This window comes from Micromonospora sp. M61, assembly GCF_018070245.1.
In the GTDB taxonomy this organism is placed as follows: domain Bacteria; phylum Actinomycetota; class Actinomycetes; order Mycobacteriales; family Micromonosporaceae; genus Micromonospora; species Micromonospora zamorensis.
The window spans coordinates 39,248-56,933 of the sequence record NZ_JAGPYA010000008.1 but is presented as its reverse complement, the minus strand read 5'-3'; the positions used below and the strand labels follow the sequence as shown (position 1 = coordinate 56,933).

12 protein-coding genes and 1 pseudogene are annotated in these 17,686 nt (G+C 68.8%); 3 read left to right on the top strand and 10 right to left on the bottom strand.

What is annotated here, in order from left to right:
* Positions 1-38: 38 nt before the first annotated feature.
* The 4 genes from KBX34_RS07005 to KBX34_RS06990 form a co-directional block, all read right to left on the bottom strand.
* A complete protein-coding gene (locus KBX34_RS07005; RefSeq protein WP_210923896.1) occupies positions 39-1,358 on the bottom strand; it encodes a hypothetical protein in 1,320 nt (439 codons plus the stop codon).
* A 215-nt stretch (positions 1,359-1,573) separates the two neighbouring features.
* Positions 1,574-4,390: a BTAD domain-containing putative transcriptional regulator gene (locus KBX34_RS07000; RefSeq protein ID WP_210923894.1), complete on the bottom strand. Its 2,817-nt coding sequence runs from the start codon at positions 4,388-4,390 to the stop codon at positions 1,574-1,576.
* Positions 4,391-4,766: 376 nt separating this feature from the next.
* Positions 4,767-6,866, bottom strand: coding sequence for a hypothetical protein (locus KBX34_RS06995; protein ID WP_210923885.1), 2,100 nt, complete (start codon positions 6,864-6,866; stop codon positions 4,767-4,769).
* Position 6,867: 1 nt separating this feature from the next.
* A complete protein-coding gene (locus tag KBX34_RS06990; RefSeq protein ID WP_210923883.1) occupies positions 6,868-8,730 on the bottom strand; it encodes an Hsp70 family protein in 1,863 nt (620 codons plus the stop codon).
* Positions 8,731-8,923: 193 nt separating this feature from the next.
* Between KBX34_RS06990 and KBX34_RS06985 the strand changes: the two genes are divergently transcribed.
* The 3 genes from KBX34_RS06985 to KBX34_RS06975 all read left to right on the top strand — a co-directional run bounded on the left by KBX34_RS06985 (position 8,924) and on the right by KBX34_RS06975 (position 10,826).
* The gene (locus tag KBX34_RS06985) at positions 8,924-9,901 is read left to right on the top strand and encodes a DUF6745 domain-containing protein (protein ID WP_210923881.1); all 978 of its coding nucleotides are present in this window, start codon (positions 8,924-8,926) and stop codon (positions 9,899-9,901) included.
* Positions 9,902-10,211: 310 nt separating this feature from the next.
* Positions 10,212-10,445: a hypothetical protein gene (locus KBX34_RS06980; RefSeq protein WP_210923879.1), complete on the top strand. Its 234-nt coding sequence runs from the start codon at positions 10,212-10,214 to the stop codon at positions 10,443-10,445.
* A gap of 129 nt (positions 10,446-10,574) precedes the next feature.
* Positions 10,575-10,826: a hypothetical protein gene (locus tag KBX34_RS06975; RefSeq protein WP_210923877.1), complete on the top strand. Its 252-nt coding sequence runs from the start codon at positions 10,575-10,577 to the stop codon at positions 10,824-10,826.
* A gap of 53 nt (positions 10,827-10,879) precedes the next feature.
* Here KBX34_RS06975 and KBX34_RS06970 read toward each other — a convergent pair whose 3' ends face one another.
* The 6 genes and pseudogenes from KBX34_RS06970 to KBX34_RS06945 all read right to left on the bottom strand — a co-directional run bounded on the left by KBX34_RS06970 (position 10,880) and on the right by KBX34_RS06945 (position 17,354).
* Positions 10,880-11,548: an HNH endonuclease family protein gene (locus KBX34_RS06970; protein WP_210923875.1), complete on the bottom strand. Its 669-nt coding sequence runs from the start codon at positions 11,546-11,548 to the stop codon at positions 10,880-10,882.
* 236 nt (positions 11,549-11,784) lie between these two features.
* A pseudogene (locus KBX34_RS06965) lies at positions 11,785-11,973 on the bottom strand (hypothetical protein); the annotation flags it as partial.
* Positions 11,974-11,984: 11 nt separating this feature from the next.
* On the bottom strand, positions 11,985-12,866 hold the full coding sequence (locus tag KBX34_RS06960) for a hypothetical protein (RefSeq protein WP_210923871.1): 882 nt from the start codon (positions 12,864-12,866) through the stop codon (positions 11,985-11,987).
* Positions 12,863-13,219, bottom strand: a complete 357-nt coding sequence (locus KBX34_RS06955; protein ID WP_210923869.1) for a hypothetical protein — start codon at positions 13,217-13,219, stop codon at positions 12,863-12,865. The genes KBX34_RS06960 and KBX34_RS06955 overlap by 4 nt, the downstream gene beginning before the upstream one ends.
* A 22-nt stretch (positions 13,220-13,241) precedes the next feature.
* Entirely contained in the window at positions 13,242-16,463 is a 3,222-nt protein-coding gene (locus KBX34_RS06950) for a CHAT domain-containing protein (RefSeq protein ID WP_210923867.1), read from the bottom strand.
* A 54-nt stretch (positions 16,464-16,517) separates the two neighbouring features.
* Positions 16,518-17,354 carry a hypothetical protein gene (locus KBX34_RS06945; protein WP_210923865.1) on the bottom strand — a complete coding sequence of 279 codons (837 nt, stop codon included), beginning with the start codon at positions 17,352-17,354 and terminating at the stop codon, positions 16,518-16,520.
* Positions 17,355-17,686: the final 332 nt, after the last annotated feature.

Below are 17,686 nucleotides of genomic sequence, written 5' to 3'. Positions count from 1 at the left end.
TACGCCGACAGGTCGGTAGGCGGTCGCTCTTGTTGCCGTCACTCGCTGCGGCTCGTGCGCCGGGCGGGGCCGGGCTGGCGTCCGGTCCGTCGCCTGGCGATCCCCGGACGGCGGGGATAGTCCGCCGGCAGGTATCGGTAGACCGATCGCAGCGACTTGCCGATCCTCTCGGCGAGCAGTTCAGGGTCCAGGTTCGGCTCCTTGCGCAGCCAGTAGGCCACTGCCTGCGCGGTTCCCCGGGGCACCTCCGAGGCCTCGTCGTCGTTCGCGTCGTCGCCGGCAGCATCCGGATCGCCGTCGTCCGTCTCCTCGTCGGCGTCCACGCCAAGGACATCCTTTTCGTCCTCGCTCCTGTCTACTGGGTCCGCGACGGCCGGATCGTCCGAAGACACTGCTTCAGGTGGGTCAGCGTCGCGGCTCTCGGCACTCTGCTGGTGGCCGCTCGGGGCCGGTTGAGGCTTCTCCTCTGGCTCTGGTTTCGGCTCCTGCCGGTCATCGCGAGGCGTGTCCGCCAGCGACGCGGTGGGCGCTTGCGGCGGGGAGACGGCGGGTTCAGGTGCCGGTGGTGCATCGGCGAGGCGCTTTCGCCTGAACCAGTGACGGCGGCGACTGGAACTGTGGGCCGTCATGATCCGCTCTGGGGCGAGGTCAGCGGCCAGGAGCGTGGTCAGCCCGTTGTAGTCGGCGGTGGCCGCGAGGCGTGCGGCGATCTCGTCCAGGTCATACACGCGTATGGCGATGTCGGCGGTGGTGGGGTCCACGGCGGCTCTTATCTTGCGATGGAGCACCTCAGCGATCGCGGTGTCGCGCTGTCGGCGAGCGATGGCGGCGCGGGCCGCCGTCAGGGACTCGTACAGCTCGAGGCCGTCGGATTTGGCGATGGACCGCGCCCGGGAGGTGACGAGGGGGTGGCAGATCCAGTGCCCGAACACCTCGTAGGCGGGTGGTGTGGGCGGCAGGCCACCGGTGACGCGTAGCCGGTCGCGGCGCTGGTTGCCGGCGTGCATCAGCCAGACGAGGTATCCGAGGACGGACATGCCCGCGTAGAAGCCGCCAACTAGGTGGTCGGGGTGGGCGGCCCAGTTGAAGGTGACGGCTCCGGCGGCGATCGCGGCGGACAGCAGGCGTGATCCGATTGCCCGCTCGCCGAGGCGGCGTCGCACGTCGGCGTTGGCCATCACGACCACGCCGCCCAATTCAAGCGCGGCGACGGCCGGGACCGCGACGACCAGTGGGATGCCGAGTGTTTCGACGGCGCCGGTGACTTGTCCAATGAGGGCGACCAGCAGCACCAGGATGTAGAACGCCTGGCGTATCCAGGCGGCGTGCCGGACTGCGGTGGCCAGGTCGGCGTCCATCGCGTCGAGCGCCGCCTGGGACGAGACATGTAGACGCGTAGACCCGTCCTGAGGGCTGCGGGCGGGCCCAGGATGGCCGGCGAGCACGGCTGCCCGCACTGGCCACGCGGTGCCGTTGCGGTCCCAGCGTGTCGCCTGCGGGCCGTCGCCGCCGCGGTTGGGCTGATCGTGCGGGCTGCCACGACGTGCGTCGGGTGCCGCCGAGGAGTCCGGCGTCATGGGTGAAGTCCGTTGTTGTGAGAGTCGGGCTTCCCGGTTGGCTTCTGCCGGCGCAGGTCGGCGATGAGCTGGTCGGCGAGTCTGAGGGTGTCCTCGCTGGGTTCGGCGTCGATCTCGTCGAGGCGGAGGGTGAGGGTCCGGCGTAGGGAGCGGATCTGCTCGAGGTGTCCGAGTGCTGCGTGGGCGCGCATCGCTTGCTGGTAGATGGCTTCGGCGTACGGGTCGTGGCGCATGGCGGCTTCCAGGACGGCCAGGGCTTGTGTCGGATCGCTGGTAGCGGCAGCGAGGGCGAGGTGGGCGTCGAGGGCTTGGCGGCGGATGCCCTCGCGGTATGCCTCGATCCATTCGTAGTCGAAGCCGTCGGCGAGTGTGCCGTCGTAGGCATCGACGGCGCGCTGCAGTGCCGCGATGCGGTCCGCGTCGGTGGTGGCAAGGGCGGCGTCGCGCAGCGCGGCGCGCATACGCCACAGGTCGGTGTCGAGGGCGTCGCGGTTAAGCGCGTAGCGGCGCGGCGGGTGAGTGAGGTAGGTGGCGGGTCCTCCGGTGAGGACGAGGGTTTTGCGTAGTGCGGATACGTAGGTGTGCAGGCGGTGCGGTGCCTTCGACGCGGGGGCGTCAGGCAGCAGGTCGTCGAGGATGTTGTCCTGTGCTGCGTCGCCGTCCTGAACGACGAGGTAGACCAGCAGCTCGAGGGCTTTCGCCCGCAGCGGCGTGGTCGTGTCCATGTCTACGATGCGGGCCCCGCCGAGCACTCGAACGTCGACGAGTCCGCCGGTGCTGTAAGGCCGGTCGTCGCTCGCCGGGTGCGGTTCATTCCCGGCGTGGTCGCGGCGCTCCTGCAGGTGTGCGACGGCAGAATTCTCGGGTGTGGGGTTCGGCGCGGGGGCGGCGCCGAGCAGCCTGTCGAGTGGTATGCGCGGCGCTGGCGGTTGAGGCTCGCCGGTATGGGACTCGGCGAGGAGCCGCAGCAGTTCGATGGTCTCGCTGCGGTTGATGACGCTCAGGCGGCCGACGGCGGCAGGACAGCTGTGCTGTTTCGCGTCGTGCTTATCGATGCTGGTGGAGCCGTCTTCGGCGACGAGGATGGTGTCGCCATCGGGCCAGGCGCCGAGCAGGACGCCGTGGATGTCAAGTCGGTGTCCTTGCGTGAGCAGAGCGGCGATACGGGTGCGCTCATCAGCAGCGGTGGGGGCGGCGATCAGCACCGTTGGCGGCACGGGCTCGGCGATCCCGTTTCGGTCCCGTAGGTCGGCGATCGTGTCGACCTCGTAGTCGCCGCACATGCGTGCGCGGTGCAGCGTCTGCTCCTCGATCAGCGTCAAAGCGTCGCTGAGTCCGCCGGTGATGGTCATCCGCGGGGTGCCCGCCAGTGTGGTTATGGTGGTGCCTAACAGCGTGGCGAGGGTGTCCGAGGCGATGACAACGTGGTGGCGGCTATCGGGGTCATCCGCTCCGCCGGCGGCGAGGGCGGACACCAGCACGCCTCGGGCCGCCGCCTCGGCTCCGGGCCCGATCAAACCGAGTCCCGCAGACGGCCACACCGCGATCAGCGGGCGGGCCGGCGCGGGTATAGACGGCTGCGACTCGAGCGCTGTGAGCTTGGAGATCTCGTCGTCGGCCGCGTCTGCCGGGTCCGCGTCAGAATCCGCGACGGGCTCGTCGGGCGGAGGGCCGAGGTCGGGGCCAGGATTCGTCTTGGCGCTCGGTGTCAGGGCCCGTAGGCCGCGACGGATCCGGGTGACCACCGCCGGCATCGCCTCGACGCTCGGGTCATCGAGGCGTGGGCGCGCGGTGGGTCGCCGGGGGATGTAGCGGCGACGGCGGTGTGCCCAAACGAGGGCAACCGCGGCGAGGACTGCGGCGGCGAGTCCCATGTCGAGCCAGCTACTCGTACCGAGCGACACACCCGGCTGCGGTCGCGGCGTTGGGGCGGTTCGTTCGTCGGCGGTGCGAGTGGTGGGCGTGGCAGCCGGTCCCGACGCCGAAGCATGGTCGGCTGGCGCGGACGTGGACGCTGGGGCGGACTCCACGAGGCCGTCGTCGGTGTCCGTTCCGGTCGGGCTGCTGGAAGGTCCTGACGGAGCTGATGTCGTCGGCGTTGCGGCAGGCGACGGGCGTGGTGCTTGGCGTGGCGCTTTGACCGTGGGAGGTAGTCGCAGTGTCCAGCCCGGGTAAATGAGGTCAGGGTCGCGAAGTGTCCCACCGGTGTGGGGGAAGCGGGTGCCACGGTTGGCGGTAAAGATTTCGGGCCAGCGGTCCGCGTCGCCGAGGCGGTCCTGGGCGATGCGGGACAGCGTGTCGCCGCGCCGCACTGTGTAGGTGTGCTTGGCCTGGTCCCTGCCGGTGGTTGGTGAGGTGGTCTGGTCGTCGGCGTGGGCACGCGCTGTGGCTGCTGCGCTCTGCGGTGCATGGGGCGTCTCCGCGGCGGCGGTGGTGGTGGTCGCGCTGGCGTGGGCGGCCGTCGCGGTGGCCGCCGTGCTGACGGCGGTCGCTCCCAGGACAGCCGCCGTGAGGCCCTGCAGCGGCCCGGGCATGTGCAGCCGTGGCAGTCGCCGTGACATCCGGGCGGCCTGGGCGTACAGGCGGGCCGTGATGGCGGCGGCGAGCATTGCCCACAGCAGCCACGCCGCGAGGTAGGCGATGCCGGCGAGGAAGCCGCCGCTGAGGGGCTCGTCGACCCAGCCGCGGAGCAGAGTTGTCCACGAGCCCTGCGGGCGTGGCCACCTGCCGACGCGGACGAGCGTGACCGGCACAGCGACGACCAGCAATGTGACCGCCGACGTGTGAGCGGCCGATGCGACCCTGGACCTCATCGCCCCTCCCTTGCTGCCGTGTGCGGGACCGGACGCCGAGCCGGCGCCGAGCCGGCTTGGCGGCGCCGTGAAACGTTGGCCACGAATCGACCGTAGGGCGAGCGGCAGAAGAGGACGCGGTTCCGCTGGCTGACAGGACCTCACACGACCTCACACGACCTCACAACCCCAGCTCACAGGCAGTCGAAAAGGAGTCGAGACGGTGCGACCGGCGGCATCTGCTGAGGCCCAGTGGCGCCTTCTATTAGCAGGACGAGCTGGCTGTCTGGGCCCGAGCACGGGGGCCGCCGCAAGCGGAACCGGAGCCGCAAGCGAGCACGGGTAGCACAGTTCGGGCTTTCCCGAACTGTGCTACCCGTGCTCGGAGCCGGCGGCGTTACCGGGTGGGGATGGCGGGCCGGTCTTCGAGGGTGGCTGTCGTGAGGTCGGTGTCGTTGGGGAGGATGCCCGCTGCGGCGAGGCGCCGGTTGTAGCCCTTCCGTAGGTGGTCGGCCGCGTCGTGGTCGCCGAGGGCGATGAGTGCGGTGACCGCGCGGGTGTGCAGGTCGGCGTTGTACGGGTCGATGCGGATGCCGGCCTGCAGCCATGCCAGGGCCTCAAGACCGTCAGGGCTGGCGCTGGCGAGAGCCGCATGTGCGTCGATGGCGTGCCGGCGGGTGGCCTCGCGGATCGGGTCGAGCCAGGGCCAGGTACGTCGGGCGGCGAGGTCAGCGGGGTAGGCGTCGATGACGGCCTTCCAGGTCGTCGCGTCGGTGGCGACGGCAGTGGCGGCGTCGCGGACCGCGTGGTGGAAGTGCCACAGGTCGACGGTGACGCCGGTGGGGTCGAGGCGGTACCGGTCGTCAGTGTGCTCGATGAGGGTCATCCCTGCCATGGATCGGATGGTGGCGCGGAGGTCGCTGAGGGTGGTGTAGAGGCGGCCGGTGAGAGAGCGGCGGGGCAGGCCCGGCCAGATAGCGTCGGTCAGCTGTCGGGTGTCGGCTCCGTCGGGGTGGGCGGCGAGGAACACGAGGACTTGGAGCGCGGCGGTACGCCGGATCTCCACCGGGTGGCCGTCCAGCAGCAGTGTCGGTTCGCCCAGCACGCGCAGCTGAAGGCATTGTTTGTCGTCTCCGGAGCGGACGGGGTGGTCCTGGGCGGTGGCCTCCCACTGCGGGGACCGGCCTGTCAGGGCGGGGTTGTGCGACGGGCCGGGTGTGCCAGGCTTTGGCGGTGCCGTGTCGGGGTGGGCGATGACGGTGAGCAGGTCGGTGGCCGTGACCTGGGTAAGGACGCACATCCGTGGCCAGGATGACCCGCTGCCGTCCTGGTGGTGGGTGCGCCCGGACGGGTCGACCTGCCATGTCTGGCCGGCCGGCCACCGTCCGAGCACGGCCACCGCGGCGGAGGCGGTGGCCAGACTCGCCAGGGTCTCGGCGTTGTCCGTCGCGGACGCCGCATCGACGATGAGGGTTGGGCCGGGTGGGCCGGTGCCCTCCTGTGTGTCTCGGTGTGCCTGGTCTCGTCCGCCCAGGCCATGACCAGGGTGGTCTCCGCAGAAGAACCCTGCTGCCTGCCCGAGGTTGTCGATGACGGCCAGCCCCGGCAGGCGCCGGCCCAGCGTTTCGGCGGTGGGGCCGAGCAACCCGGCCAGGACGGATCGGGTGACGACCACGGACACTGCCGGGTGATGACGCCCAGCTAGGAGGCTGGTGACGAGCAGGCCTCGCGCCGCGTCCTGCGCCCCCAGCCCGGTCAGACCGACCGCAGCTCGGGGGAAAGCCCCGCCAACGGTTGGCCGGCCGAGCAGCGTCGAGCCCGCCGAGGCGGCACCGGGTTCACTAGGCGGTGGCGTCGCGTCGGCGAGGGCGGCTTGCACGGCCGCCACTGTCCGGGGCAGCGGAGCCAGGTCCGTGTCCTCGCGGCTCGGTGGACCGGGCGGGCGGGGCCGGTAGGAGCGACGGCGTCGTAGCCACACCAGCGCCGCCGCCGCGCTGACCTGCTCCGCCACGTCGCGCGGCAGCCAGCCACCGGCGACGCTGATCCCCGCGTCGGCCAGGACGTCGCCGTCTGGTGCCGTGGGCTTACCGGCCTCATCCAAAGTTCCGGCCGCTACCGGCTGCATGGGCGGCGATGACGGCACGGCGATCGCGTGGGAGCTGACGCCGAATACGGCCGCGCCGGCGATGCCACCGGCGGTGGCTTGCCAGGGTGTCGGCAGCGGCATGCGCCGCAGCCACGACACGGTCGCGCTCAGGCGGGTCAGCACCCGGATCGTGACCGTGTAGGCGAGCAGGAGCCACACCAGCCAGGCCGCGATGGTCAGCGCGGCGGTGAGGGTCTGTTCGGTCAGCGGGTTCTGCACCCACTCTCGGGCCTGCGCGGCGGTCGGCCAACGTTGTATGGGTGCTCCGATCAGTGACAGCAGCACTATCGGAGGGCCGGCCAGAAGCGCGAGGACGAACAGCAGCGACATCAGCTGCCGCGGCCACCGCATGTCACCCGCCTCCACCCGGTGACAGGTCCGCCCGAACCCGGCCCGTGGGCGGTGCGGTGGGAGTGGGTGGGGCGGGGCGCAGGACACGGCTCCAGAGCCGAGTAGCCCACCAGGTCGCGACGGCGATGGCGTAGATGACGCCGAGCATGCCGGCGGCCCGTCTACTGACGATCGCCGCGAAGATCACCGCCAGCGGGGCGGCGAGGATGAGGCGGAACATCAGGGGCGTCACCACTGCCATGACCACGGCGACGCCGAGGAGGAGACCGCCGACGCGGCCGGCGATGTCGATCCACAGGATCCGATCTGGCCACCGGTCGGCGGTCAGTGAGTACTGGATCAGCCCCATGCCGAGCGTGGCGGCGACGATGGATCCGGTCGGCGCGGCCAGCAACGCCGACCAGCCGCCGTGCGGGGCACGCCACTGCCGGGCGGCGACGACCGCCATCGCCACGGCCATCACCGACACCGGCGCGATCGGCCACAGCGCCCACTTCAGGTACGGGCCGACGGGCATACCGAAGTATTGGCTGGTGACCACCGCGTACAGGCCAGCGATCGCCGCGCCGAGGGACACCGCGGCGAGGATCCCGACGCTGACCCTTCCCCCTTCGGTTCGGGTGCCGGGGGTGGGACTGCGGGCGGCGATCAGCGAGCCGAGGACCGTGCCCGCGGCCAGGCACGCCAGCAAGGCCATCACGGCCGCCATCGTGAACTCGCCCCAGTTCACACTCACCGAGTAGTACACACCGAGCGTCCCGTGCCGCTCCGCGGTCAGGAGGCATTGCCAGATCAGGGCCAGCGACGCGAAGCCTGGGACCGCGATCGCCGCCGCCCGCCGCACGGGCGGCACCGGCACCTCCACCCGCTCGACCGTCGCGGTATCGACGGCGCCGACGTCAGCGGCGCCCCGGGCCGCGACCAGCGCCGGCTCGGGCACGACTATGGGTGCGGTGCCTGTGTGCTCGGCGATCGCCGCCGCTAGGTGCGGTAACTGGGCGCTGCCGCCCACACAGTAGATGCCGGCGAGGTCGCCGAGCGTGAGCTCGGCGGCGGCGACGGTTTCCTGCGTCAACTGCGCCACGCGCCACGCCACCGGCCGGACGGCCTCGTCGAGCATCGCGCTGTTCGCTATTACCGGCGGCCGGTCCGGGAGCGGAACCGTGACAGCCGGATGGCTTACCAACGCTTCCTTGGCCACTCGAACGCTGTCCGCCACCGACGCGCGCTGGCCCTCTCCCGTCGACGCGCCGATGAGGGCGTCGGCGAGCGCGTGATCGATTGCCGTGCCGCCAGCCGCGGCGTCGGCGAGGGTCGCGAGGACCTCGAACCCGGCGGGCCCGCGGCGCAGCACCGTCACCTCCGCGCCAGCGCCGACGTCACAGACGACAAGGAAGGCACCGACCGGCACCCGCACACCAGTGGTGAGTAGATACTCGGCGACCGCCACCGGGGCTTCCACCAGACGTGGTTGCGGCAACCCCGCCCGGTGCGCGACCTGTCGCATCCAGGTCCGCCGCCGTGGCCCCCATCCCGCCGGGACTACCACCCGCACATCCCGCACCGGCTGACCGACGACCCGCTCGGCTTCGGCGGCGACCCGGCGCAGCGGCGACGCCGCCACCTCCAGCGCGTCGCCGCCAGCGTCACCTGCCGTCGCGTCCTCCATCGGATGGCGCGGCCCCGGAATGAACGCTGCGGGCTGCCCCGCCGCCTGCCCGTTGGCGGGCATATGCGGCGCGCTGGGTACGGCGGGATTCCCGTCGAATGTCAGCACGTGTGCGCTGCCGTCGGCCCACGCCAGGACGGCTTGGGTGCCGGCGCTGCCGCAGTCGATCGACAACCGCGCTTCCCCCGCCCCCATGTCCATAGTCAAACATGAGGATCACATTCACGTCACCTGTCAATCACTCACGGCCAGCAGAGGCGAGCCGAAAGCGCACCAGCGTCACCGTCCGCCGAACCGCCGACGAATCTCCTCGAGGAAGCCTCGTGGTGAGGCCGTCTCCCGCCTGCGGGCCTCTTGCCAACGACACCAACACGCATTGGATGGAACCGTGGAGCCCTCTAACACATCCGCCTACCCCACCGACGGCATCGCCCGCACCTGGGCCCGCGCAGTCCTGACAACCGAACCCGCCGATCACGACGCCGCCGAAGCCGCAGCCCGCGCCGCCTACCGCACCGCAGGCAGGCCCGAGCCCACAGAGTTCATCTGGTGCCCGTCTCCCCGGGCCGCTCTCGAGCTCATCAGGAGTTTCCTCGACGAGGGGCAGGCTCCACTCGTCAAATCCGTGCGTCGGGCGGTGTTGAACCAGGCGTTGTCCGCAGCCCGCGCCCCACTCATCGATCGGGCCAGCGACACTGAGCGGTTGAGCGCCTTCGGTCAGTTCCACTCCTACTTCGAACGCAAGGGGTTCTACGGCGAGCAACGCTACGACGGCATGGACGAGCGGTACGACCTCATGGAGCGCCCCTACCGGTGCCCGCCTGTCCTGCCGTCCGAGCGATCGGCGCTGCGGCCCGTGCTTCACGCCGTGCACCAGACCTACCGGCACGTCCTGAGCCCTCAGTGGTCGGCGATCGACCGCGCGATCAGCGCCGATTACACGCTCCAACCGGCCTGGTACTGGCCCGACGAGCACGGGCTCGTCGACCAGAACGACGAAGCCCGTGCCGTCGTCCGCTACAGCACACCTGACCTCAACGACCGATTCTTCGACCCGGCCTGGTGCCTCTACCCCGACCTCATGGTCCTAGCGGCCATCGACACCTACCGCAGAATCTTCGATACCGACCCCGGCACCGCCTGGCAGGGCTGCCGCGACGTCGCGCTCACCAGCGGACCCTGGTGGCCCTTCCCCAGAACCGTGGTCATGAGCGAGCGACCCACCCTGCTCACACTCGACGAGCAGGACCGTCTCCATGCCGACGACGGGCCAGCTATTCAATGGCCCGACGGTCACCACGTGTGGGCTCACGACGGCGTTCTCATCGGCCCATCTCGCTCGGGGTCGGCGAAGAGCGGCGCATGATCTCACGAGCCCGCAGTGATCATCCGGCTATCCACAGGCACCTGAGTTGTCCACAGCTAATCCGATCGGGCATTGATCAGTTGGACCACCACTGCTGAAGTACCTCCACAGGGACGACGCCACGTCCCATCCAACGACGAAGGAGCGCAGCCATGACCCGGGGTGGACGCAGCCGATCGCGGCGCACGGACAGGCCGACACCGCTGGAGCACCTCGCCGGTGTTACTGGCCTCATCGGCGCGACGGCCGCCCTCCTCGCCGCCGTCGCCGGGCTGCTGACAGCCGCCGCCGCACTGACAGTGAGTCGCTGATGCCCGCCGTCGAGGCATGGCTGCTCGGCGGACCCGCCGACGGCCGCTTCACCCACATTGAGGTTGACGACGACGGGTCCCTTCCGCAGGCCATCGTCCTGCCGCAGAGCGGCGCCTACCTCGGTGCCCGCGATCATCCCAGCCCGCCGGTGCAACACCGCTACCTCCGCTGCGCCGGCGAGGTCGACCCGCCAACCTTCCGGTACGAGGGCCCTGTCCCCCAGGACCAGTGACGTCGGCATGGGCTGCCAACCGACCAGAGCCAAAGCGGCCCGTGGTCCGATCAGAGAACGACACCACCCCAGCCTGGCCACATCGCTACCCAACATCATCCGTCGTTCGTACGCTTGTACGATGCGCTCGTGGAGGATGTGGCGGCGCGCTGGTGGAACGGGATCTGGGGGCGCCTGGGCCGCCGAGATGTGTGGCTCGTCCGCGAGGTCCGGTGGAAGGTCACCGCCCGAGCCGGCGACAGCGAGACCGGCCGAGTGCTCCGGTGGGAGTTCGACACCGAAGACGAGGCGCTCGCCATGGTCAAGCGTCTGCTCGCCGCCGACGCGGGCGGCCAATGGCGCAAGCAGTCCGGCGACAGCCAGCCGCCACAGCAGACCTAGCACCCGGCTGACGGTCCGCGCCTCGGGGCGCCAGACCGTCAGCCGGATCGCGCTCAGGAGCTACAGGTGTTGAGCATGCTCTGCAGGGCGGACTTCTCCGACGACTGCAGTTTCAGGCTCCAGTTGTACTTCACAGTGATCCACATCTTGCTGTAGGTGCACCGGTACGACGAGAGAGGCGGCTGCCAGGTGGAGGGGTCCTGGTCGCCCTTTGACTGGTTGACGTTGTCCGTCACCGCGATCAGCTGCGGGCGGGTGAGGTCGTTGGCGAAGCTCTGCCGGCGGCTGGTCGTCCACGAGTTGGCGCCGGAGCGCCACGCCTCAGCGAGGGGGACGACGTGGTCGATGTCGACGTCGGAGGCCGCCGTCCAGGTCGCGCCGTCGTACGGGCTGTACCAGCGGCCGGAGGTGGCCGCGCAGGAGCTGTCGACGACGACGGAGGTGCCGTCGCGTTTGAGGACCTGCTCGCGGGTGTTGCAGCTACCGCTGATCGTGATCCAGTGCGGGAACAGGTCCCGGGAGTAGCCGCTGGTCGAGCCCTGGGTTGCCACGGTCAGGGCGTTGAGCTGTGATTGCGCTGTTGCCTTCGACGGGATCCCGGGCGGTGCGGCGGACGCGGGCTGTGCGCTGACGCCGACCAGGGCGGCGACGGCGGCGAGGACGACCGCAGCGGCATGGCGCGTGATGCGCGGAAAACGGGCAGGGACTCGGGTTACCCGCATAGGGGCCTCCTCAGCACTGGGTGGACGGCAACCGTCTCTGACAATCGTGGCCATCGAAGGACGCCTTTGTGAAGCGGTGAGGAAGCAGCCAGGAAACTTTATGCGTTCAGCGGCTGGCGTGCGGGCACGAGCCGGGTCGATCCAATGCAGCCTCGCCGGCCGCCTGTTGCCCTGACGTGGAGGGCGCCGTCAGGCTGGACAATCTGAACGACGGACCGCTGGTGACCGTGGCCGGCTCACCGCACGGACACGCCGTCGCCGGAACGGAGCTGACGCGAAGCACCGGCCGCCGCGGCCCGGGCTGCATCCGGGCTGGGGGCGGCAAGGGCCGTGTCGGCGATCTGGCAGCACTCGTGCAGGGTGTGCGCGGCCAGGGACTCGCGCACCGTCGGAATGCTGCGGGGCGCCATGGACAGGCTGGTGACGGCATTTGGGTCTAGCGGCCTTTGCGGAGTCGCTCAGTGATCTGCCGGCCTACGCCAGTGATGGTGTTGCTGGGATCGCTTGAGGGGATGGACAATGCCGCCGCTAGTTGGCCGATGTGGAGATCAACGAGGGCTTCGGCCAGGTCAGCGTAGGCGTCGATTCGGCTCCTGCCCTGCCGCCAGGCCGTCCACCACACGATGCTTCCGAGGATGATGGCTGGCCACCAACCTATGCCGACGAGCAAATAGAGGACACCCCACCCGGCGAGTAGCGTCGCCCGGTCGAAGGCAACGCGCGCGGATTGTATTTCGGTCCGTGACTCGGGGGCGGCCAGCAGCCAGAGCCGGGGCCACGCCGAGGTGAGGTCGAGGCGGTATTCGGCCCAGATGACGGCGTCAACGGAGCAGAGTCGATCGCCCATCCATGTGGGGCGCTGCGGCTCGCTTCCGCTGACTTGCCGACGGTCGGCCGCGAGGCGGTCCCGGACAGCGGGAGGTGCATGTTCCGCGGCTTCGTACTGCTCTGAGAGGTAGGTCCATCGTGCTGCCCGCGCCTGGGTGCGGGAGGTACTGAAGCGTCGCAAGGGTGCGGGCCATCGTCCTAGCCATGCCTGCTCGACGAGCGACGCTACGGCGCGTGCCAGGACGCCGCATGCCGCGGCGGCTAGGAGGACGGCGGCCGCGGCTAGGAGGACAGCAGTGGTGCCGGTCTTCTGCATCGAGGTGGCGAGTTGGTCACCTCGGCGCACGAGCCGTTCGACATCCCAGGCGTGCCGGTGTCCGGCGAGGAGCCCGGTCACCACTGTGGCAGCGAATAGCAGACCGGGCATTACCAGCAGGGAGACCCACTTCTCGGCCAGTTGCTTGCCGAGTTCGCTGAAGAAGCCCGTCATGAGCGCTGGCAGTGCAGTTGGCGCCCACTGACAACGCAGAGCGGGATGTCGCGTCCGGGACGCCGTATCCAACGCCGGCTGCATTCACCGGCGGGGCAGGCGTAGATCTGCATGGAGACATGTTCCGTCGCCCCCATGAGGGTTCCGGGGTTGCCGCCGCGCAGGTGGCCAACTTCGAGGGGGACGCCGAACTGCGCGGCGAATGTCACCAGTCGATCGCCGAGGTATTCGCCGCGGCGGGCGGCCGTGATCAAGGCCTGGGCTTCGGAAGCTTGCTCGGGGGTCAGCCGCATATGTGCGAGCCAGCAGAGCAAGTCGCATAACGTCGCAAGTCCGGCCTTGTCGATCACCATGGTGTTGATCCCTTCGGCGTCGTCAGGGGCCAACGTGGATGTAGCCGGCCCAGCGTGAGGGGCAGCGCTGCCATGCATCGCGCAGTGCGCGCACGCCCTCGTTTGTCGCAGCAGCGATGCTCGCCGTCGTGTTACGGTCGCTGACCGAGCGCCACACCGGCGCGGCCACCTGGTGGGCCAGCGCGTCGTTAATGGCCCACAAGCTAGCGACAACATGTCGGAAACCGGCAAGGTGAAAGGCCGAGGCGAGGTTGATCGCTTCGTCAGCCAGGTCGATACCAGACAGGGCGGTGTCACAGCCGGACAGGAACGCGAGTTCGGCGCCGGTCAGGTCGAGTCGGACCACGTCAGCGACGGTGAATGGGGTTCGGGCGTGGTCGTGTAGGAGCAGGCGTCCGTCCGAAGGTGCGGCAAGGTTGCCGTGGGCATGACCGGCAAAGTGGAAATGCTGGTGCTGGCCGAGTTCGGCGATCAGTCTTTGCCTGACTGCGTCTTTTCCGACGAGCCGAGTGGCAGATCGGACGAGTTGAGCAACCGCCTCGCATTCGGAGACGGCGACGGGCAGCGCGGCCCAGCCGGGTGTCTCCGGCATGCCAACGAGGAGCGTACGCGCCGCTGACGATGGTCGTCGGCGTCGTGCGTGGCCGAGCGACCGGATGGTCGGGGCGTAGGACGAGACGGCCCGATCGAGGAGGGTGGTGGCCGGCTTGTCGTAGTGGCCTGCGGCGTGAATGGGGAGGAAGCTGAGCAGTCCGGTCGGCACCCACCAGATGCGGCGTGTGCCCGACAGGTACGGCGCGAGTGCGTCCAGGACGGGTTGGGCGACAGCGTCCCATAGCCAGGCAAGGATCTGCAGGAGTTCGTTCTCGGCGATCTGACGCTCCATGATCGGCGCATGGGGGTTGTGGGCTTCGCCCAACGCTCTGGAGCACGCCATCACCTGCTCGGACACTGATTTGGGAGTCAGCGCTGGTAGTGGAATGGACCAGACGCGACGCCGCAGGATGATCAGGGCGTCGCTGCGGTAACGGCTGACGTTGAGAACGACAACCGGGCCGTCACCGGCGTCAACAAGAATGTCGGCTGCGGTTGGCGGGGTGCGGAAGCCCTCGAGCCCGGGACGGTTGCGGATGTCCTGCAAAAGCCGGGCCCATCGTTCCGTCAGCTCCCTGCGCCGCTCCACCTCGTCGGCGTACGAGGGGTGTCTGCGTCGGGTCTTGTTGCCCGTCGGGCTTGCGGCCAGGAGTGGCGACGTGATCGTGCTCGTGGGCGCATCGAGCTGCATCCGCAGCACCGTATATTCGTGGACGAGGTCAGAGGCCTCCCTCTGCAGCAGCGCGAGATCGTGCTGCCGGTCGATCGTGTGGCTCACAAGGACGCCACGGGCGGATTCGACCAGCCTCAGGGCCTCCATGACATCGCCACCGGCGAGGGCAACTGCCGCGGCATCGGCGGCGAGGCCACCCAGGCTGGTCAAGCCATGCTCTTGATCTTGCCGATGCATGTGGTGAGGGGCAACATCCGGCAGCAGGTCCACCGCCAACTGGTAGGCGTGCAGCGCCTCGTTGCCGTCTGTCGCCACCGCCGATTCAGCCCATGCGCGGGCTGCGGCGACCCGTCGTCGGGGAGCGGTAGAGGAAAGCTGTGCCGCCTCGGCGAACGCCTGGCCCGCCTCGGCTGCCAGTCCCTCCGACGGGGTAAGGCGGTGCTGCGTGCGTAGGGCCGAGCCAAGGTTGGTCAGGATCTGGCCCCGGATGGCATGCCCACTGTGGGTGTGGCTGGCAGCCTCGCGTAGGGCGTCAATGCCCTCCGCCAAGGCATCCTGGTCGGCGAAGCGTTGGTGGACATCGACCAAGACATTGCCGAGGTTACTCAAGGCCATCGCCGTAATGGGATCGCCATCACCGCCGGCAGAGGCCGCCTGGCGATAGCACCGTTGCGCATCCCGCAGCCGCGCGGCATCCCCCGTGAGCTTATATGCCTCGTGTAGCGCGTTGGCGAGGTTGTTCAGGATCATTGGTTGGCGGGTGTCGCCAATGTCAGCGACATGCAGCGCGTTCTCTAGGGCATAGATGGCCTGATTGAGGACGACCTGATCGCGCTCGCGTTGGTACTTGCGCAGCAACGCCGCACCGAGATTGCTTCCGATCAGAGCCCTACCGGATGGGGCCGACTGATCCATCGCCTGATGGAGTAGTGCGACTGCCTCGTTGAGCGCGGGCAGGTCGCCATAGAGCTCGTAGCGGTCGGCCAGGGTGTTGGCGAGGTTGGCGATGAAGGCTGGATAGGACGTGTCGGAGTGGCCGAGAGCCTCGACTGCCTGCCGGTAAAAGAGCGTCGCCCGGTCGAGGGCTTCACGGTCGCCAGCTCTTCGGAAGCGGTCGGAGTAGACGTTACCGAGGGTGTTCAGGTAGCCGGCGCGTAGGGTGCCGCCAGGTGGAGTGAGCTCGAGCGTCGTCGCCAAAGCGCGCTCGGCTTCAATCAACGCCTCAGCATTTCCTGTCGCCTCATGTTCGAGCACCAAGGCGGTGCCGAGTGTGCCGAGGACCAACGCGTGGTCGGCCGGGTCAAGGTTGGGGACGGTCAGCACTGATCGAAGCCTCGCCGCACCTTCGGTCAGCGCTGTGGAGTCGCCGGTGATCTGATGACGCTCCAGCAGGACGTTCGCGAGGTTGTTGGCAGCGACGGCGTACCCGGGAGATGACGCGGTCATCGAATCGACAGCCAACCGCACCAGAGCCAGCGCCTCGTCCAGGAGCGCAGGTCGGCCGCCCTCCCGGTATCGCTGGTAGAGGACGTCGCCGAGGGCGCTCAGGACGTTGGGCCGACGCATGTCCGCGTCCGACATCAGAGCTACAACGCGCCGAAACGCTGCCTCAGCCGCTTCGAGTGCCGCCGCCTCGCCTGTCGCCTGATGCCAGTCCGCTAGGGCGTTGCCCAGGTTGTTCAGGCATACCAGCTGGATTGCGTCAGTCACCGCGACGGCGGACGCCGCCGTACGCAGCACCGCGATGGACTCCCGCAGAGCCGAAATCTCTCCGGTGAGTCGGTATTTCAGGCTCAGGCAGCGGGCGAGTTCGACGCTGAAATCCGGTCGTAAAGCATCGGCGGGAGACATCTGTGAGAGAACCCAACGTACCTGGTCAATTGCCGACTCCAACAACGGTATGTCGTTGTGTTGCCGCGCGGCATCGCACATCTGTTCGACGGCAGCCATGCGGCTGAGCAGTTCGCGAAACTCCATGGTCCGGTCCTAGGCGTCCAGTTCAACAGTCGGTTCGTACCTTGGCGTCCCGGCCTAGGCTTTGCTCGCCCACTCGGACCACGGCGTGATGTCGCCGCCGTTGGTGTGCAAGAAGCTGTGGGGCATCAGCAAGCCATCGTGGATACTCCGGACTGTGCGCTCCAAGGGGCGGTGGCAGGCGGGATTCCACTTCCACAGCCAGTCGATCATGTCATCGACACAGTTGAGGACCCGGTCCTCGGGCCCGCCACCGTCGAAGTGGTTGTTGAACTCAGCCTGAGCTGCCGGTTCGTCCAGCTGCTGGAAGAACACGTTCGCCTGGCCCTTGATCATGACAAAGACCCGTTCCACGAACCGGCTCACGTTGGTCGGCGTCGCTGGCGTGTCCGCCGCGGCCAGCAATTCGAGGAAGAACTTCGGATAGAGCGTCGGAATTGTCCGCGGGCGTCGGGACAGCAGCGAGTCGTTGACGGCGCGGACGAACATTCGAGCACAGGCGTAATCCCGTAGCCTCACGGCAAGATCACCGTCATCGGTCAGGACACGGACAAGGCCGGAGGCGGCAGGCGCAGCCTGATCGATCTGCTCGGGGTCGAGGCTCTTCTGCAGCGACTTCCCGCCTCGGTCCATAACCATTAATCGACGGTCTGTCACGACAAGCATCGGCCAACCCATGAACTGATCAACCGCGATGGCCCGGACCGGCTCGCCCGATCGGAGAGAGCTCCGAATCGCAGCCTGAGCCTTCGCCACCACCTTGCGATCGGAACCTGAATCTCCGATTAGGGCTCGTCGCAGGTCTTCGTCAAGCGGGTTGCTCGGTCCAAACAGTCCCATCTGTTGGCCCCCCGGGTCTATGCGACTCTCGTGCTGCCGCTGCAGCGTCTGCAAGATGCGCATCGTTCATACCGAGTAGCTCTGCAGCGAGACGGTGAAAGTCGCCCATCGGACACAAACCAGCGGCCCGTCCGACCAAGCGGTCACCCCGCCGTACCGCCTGCGCCACCCGCCAGCGACACTCGGACCCATCTTGACCGCCGTTCCGATGGTCAGGCCACACACCGAATCCTTGACGCCGCCCAGACCTTTTGATGCCAACACGTCCGGATAGTCGCTCCATCAAGTCCCATTGATGCGACCTTAAGGGTCACTATGGTGTTCGCTCTCAGAGAAGACTTTTCGCTCCTCTGCTTCGTATCGGCGACGGCCGGAGGCAGTAGGCG

Coding starts and splice junctions, on each gene's coding strand:
- KBX34_RS07005 (WP_210923896.1), bottom strand. CDS start 1,358: ATGGACGCCGACCTGGCCACCGCAGTCCGGCACGCCGCCTGGATACGC.
- KBX34_RS07000 (WP_210923894.1), bottom strand. CDS start 4,390: ATGAGGTCCAGGGTCGCATCGGCCGCTCACACGTCGGCGGTCACATTG.
- KBX34_RS06995 (WP_210923885.1), bottom strand. CDS start 6,866: ATGCGGTGGCCGCGGCAGCTGATGTCGCTGCTGTTCGTCCTCGCGCTT.
- KBX34_RS06990 (WP_210923883.1), bottom strand. CDS start 8,730: ATGGGGGCGGGGGAAGCGCGGTTGTCGATCGACTGCGGCAGCGCCGGC.
- KBX34_RS06980 (WP_210923879.1), top strand. CDS start 10,212: ATGCCCGCCGTCGAGGCATGGCTGCTCGGCGGACCCGCCGACGGCCGC.
- KBX34_RS06970 (WP_210923875.1), bottom strand. CDS start 11,548: ATGCGGGTAACCCGAGTCCCTGCCCGTTTTCCGCGCATCACGCGCCAT.
- KBX34_RS06960 (WP_210923871.1), bottom strand. CDS start 12,866: ATGACGGGCTTCTTCAGCGAACTCGGCAAGCAACTGGCCGAGAAGTGG.
- KBX34_RS06955 (WP_210923869.1), bottom strand. CDS start 13,219: ATGGTGATCGACAAGGCCGGACTTGCGACGTTATGCGACTTGCTCTGC.
- KBX34_RS06950 (WP_210923867.1), bottom strand. CDS start 16,463: ATGGAGTTTCGCGAACTGCTCAGCCGCATGGCTGCCGTCGAACAGATG.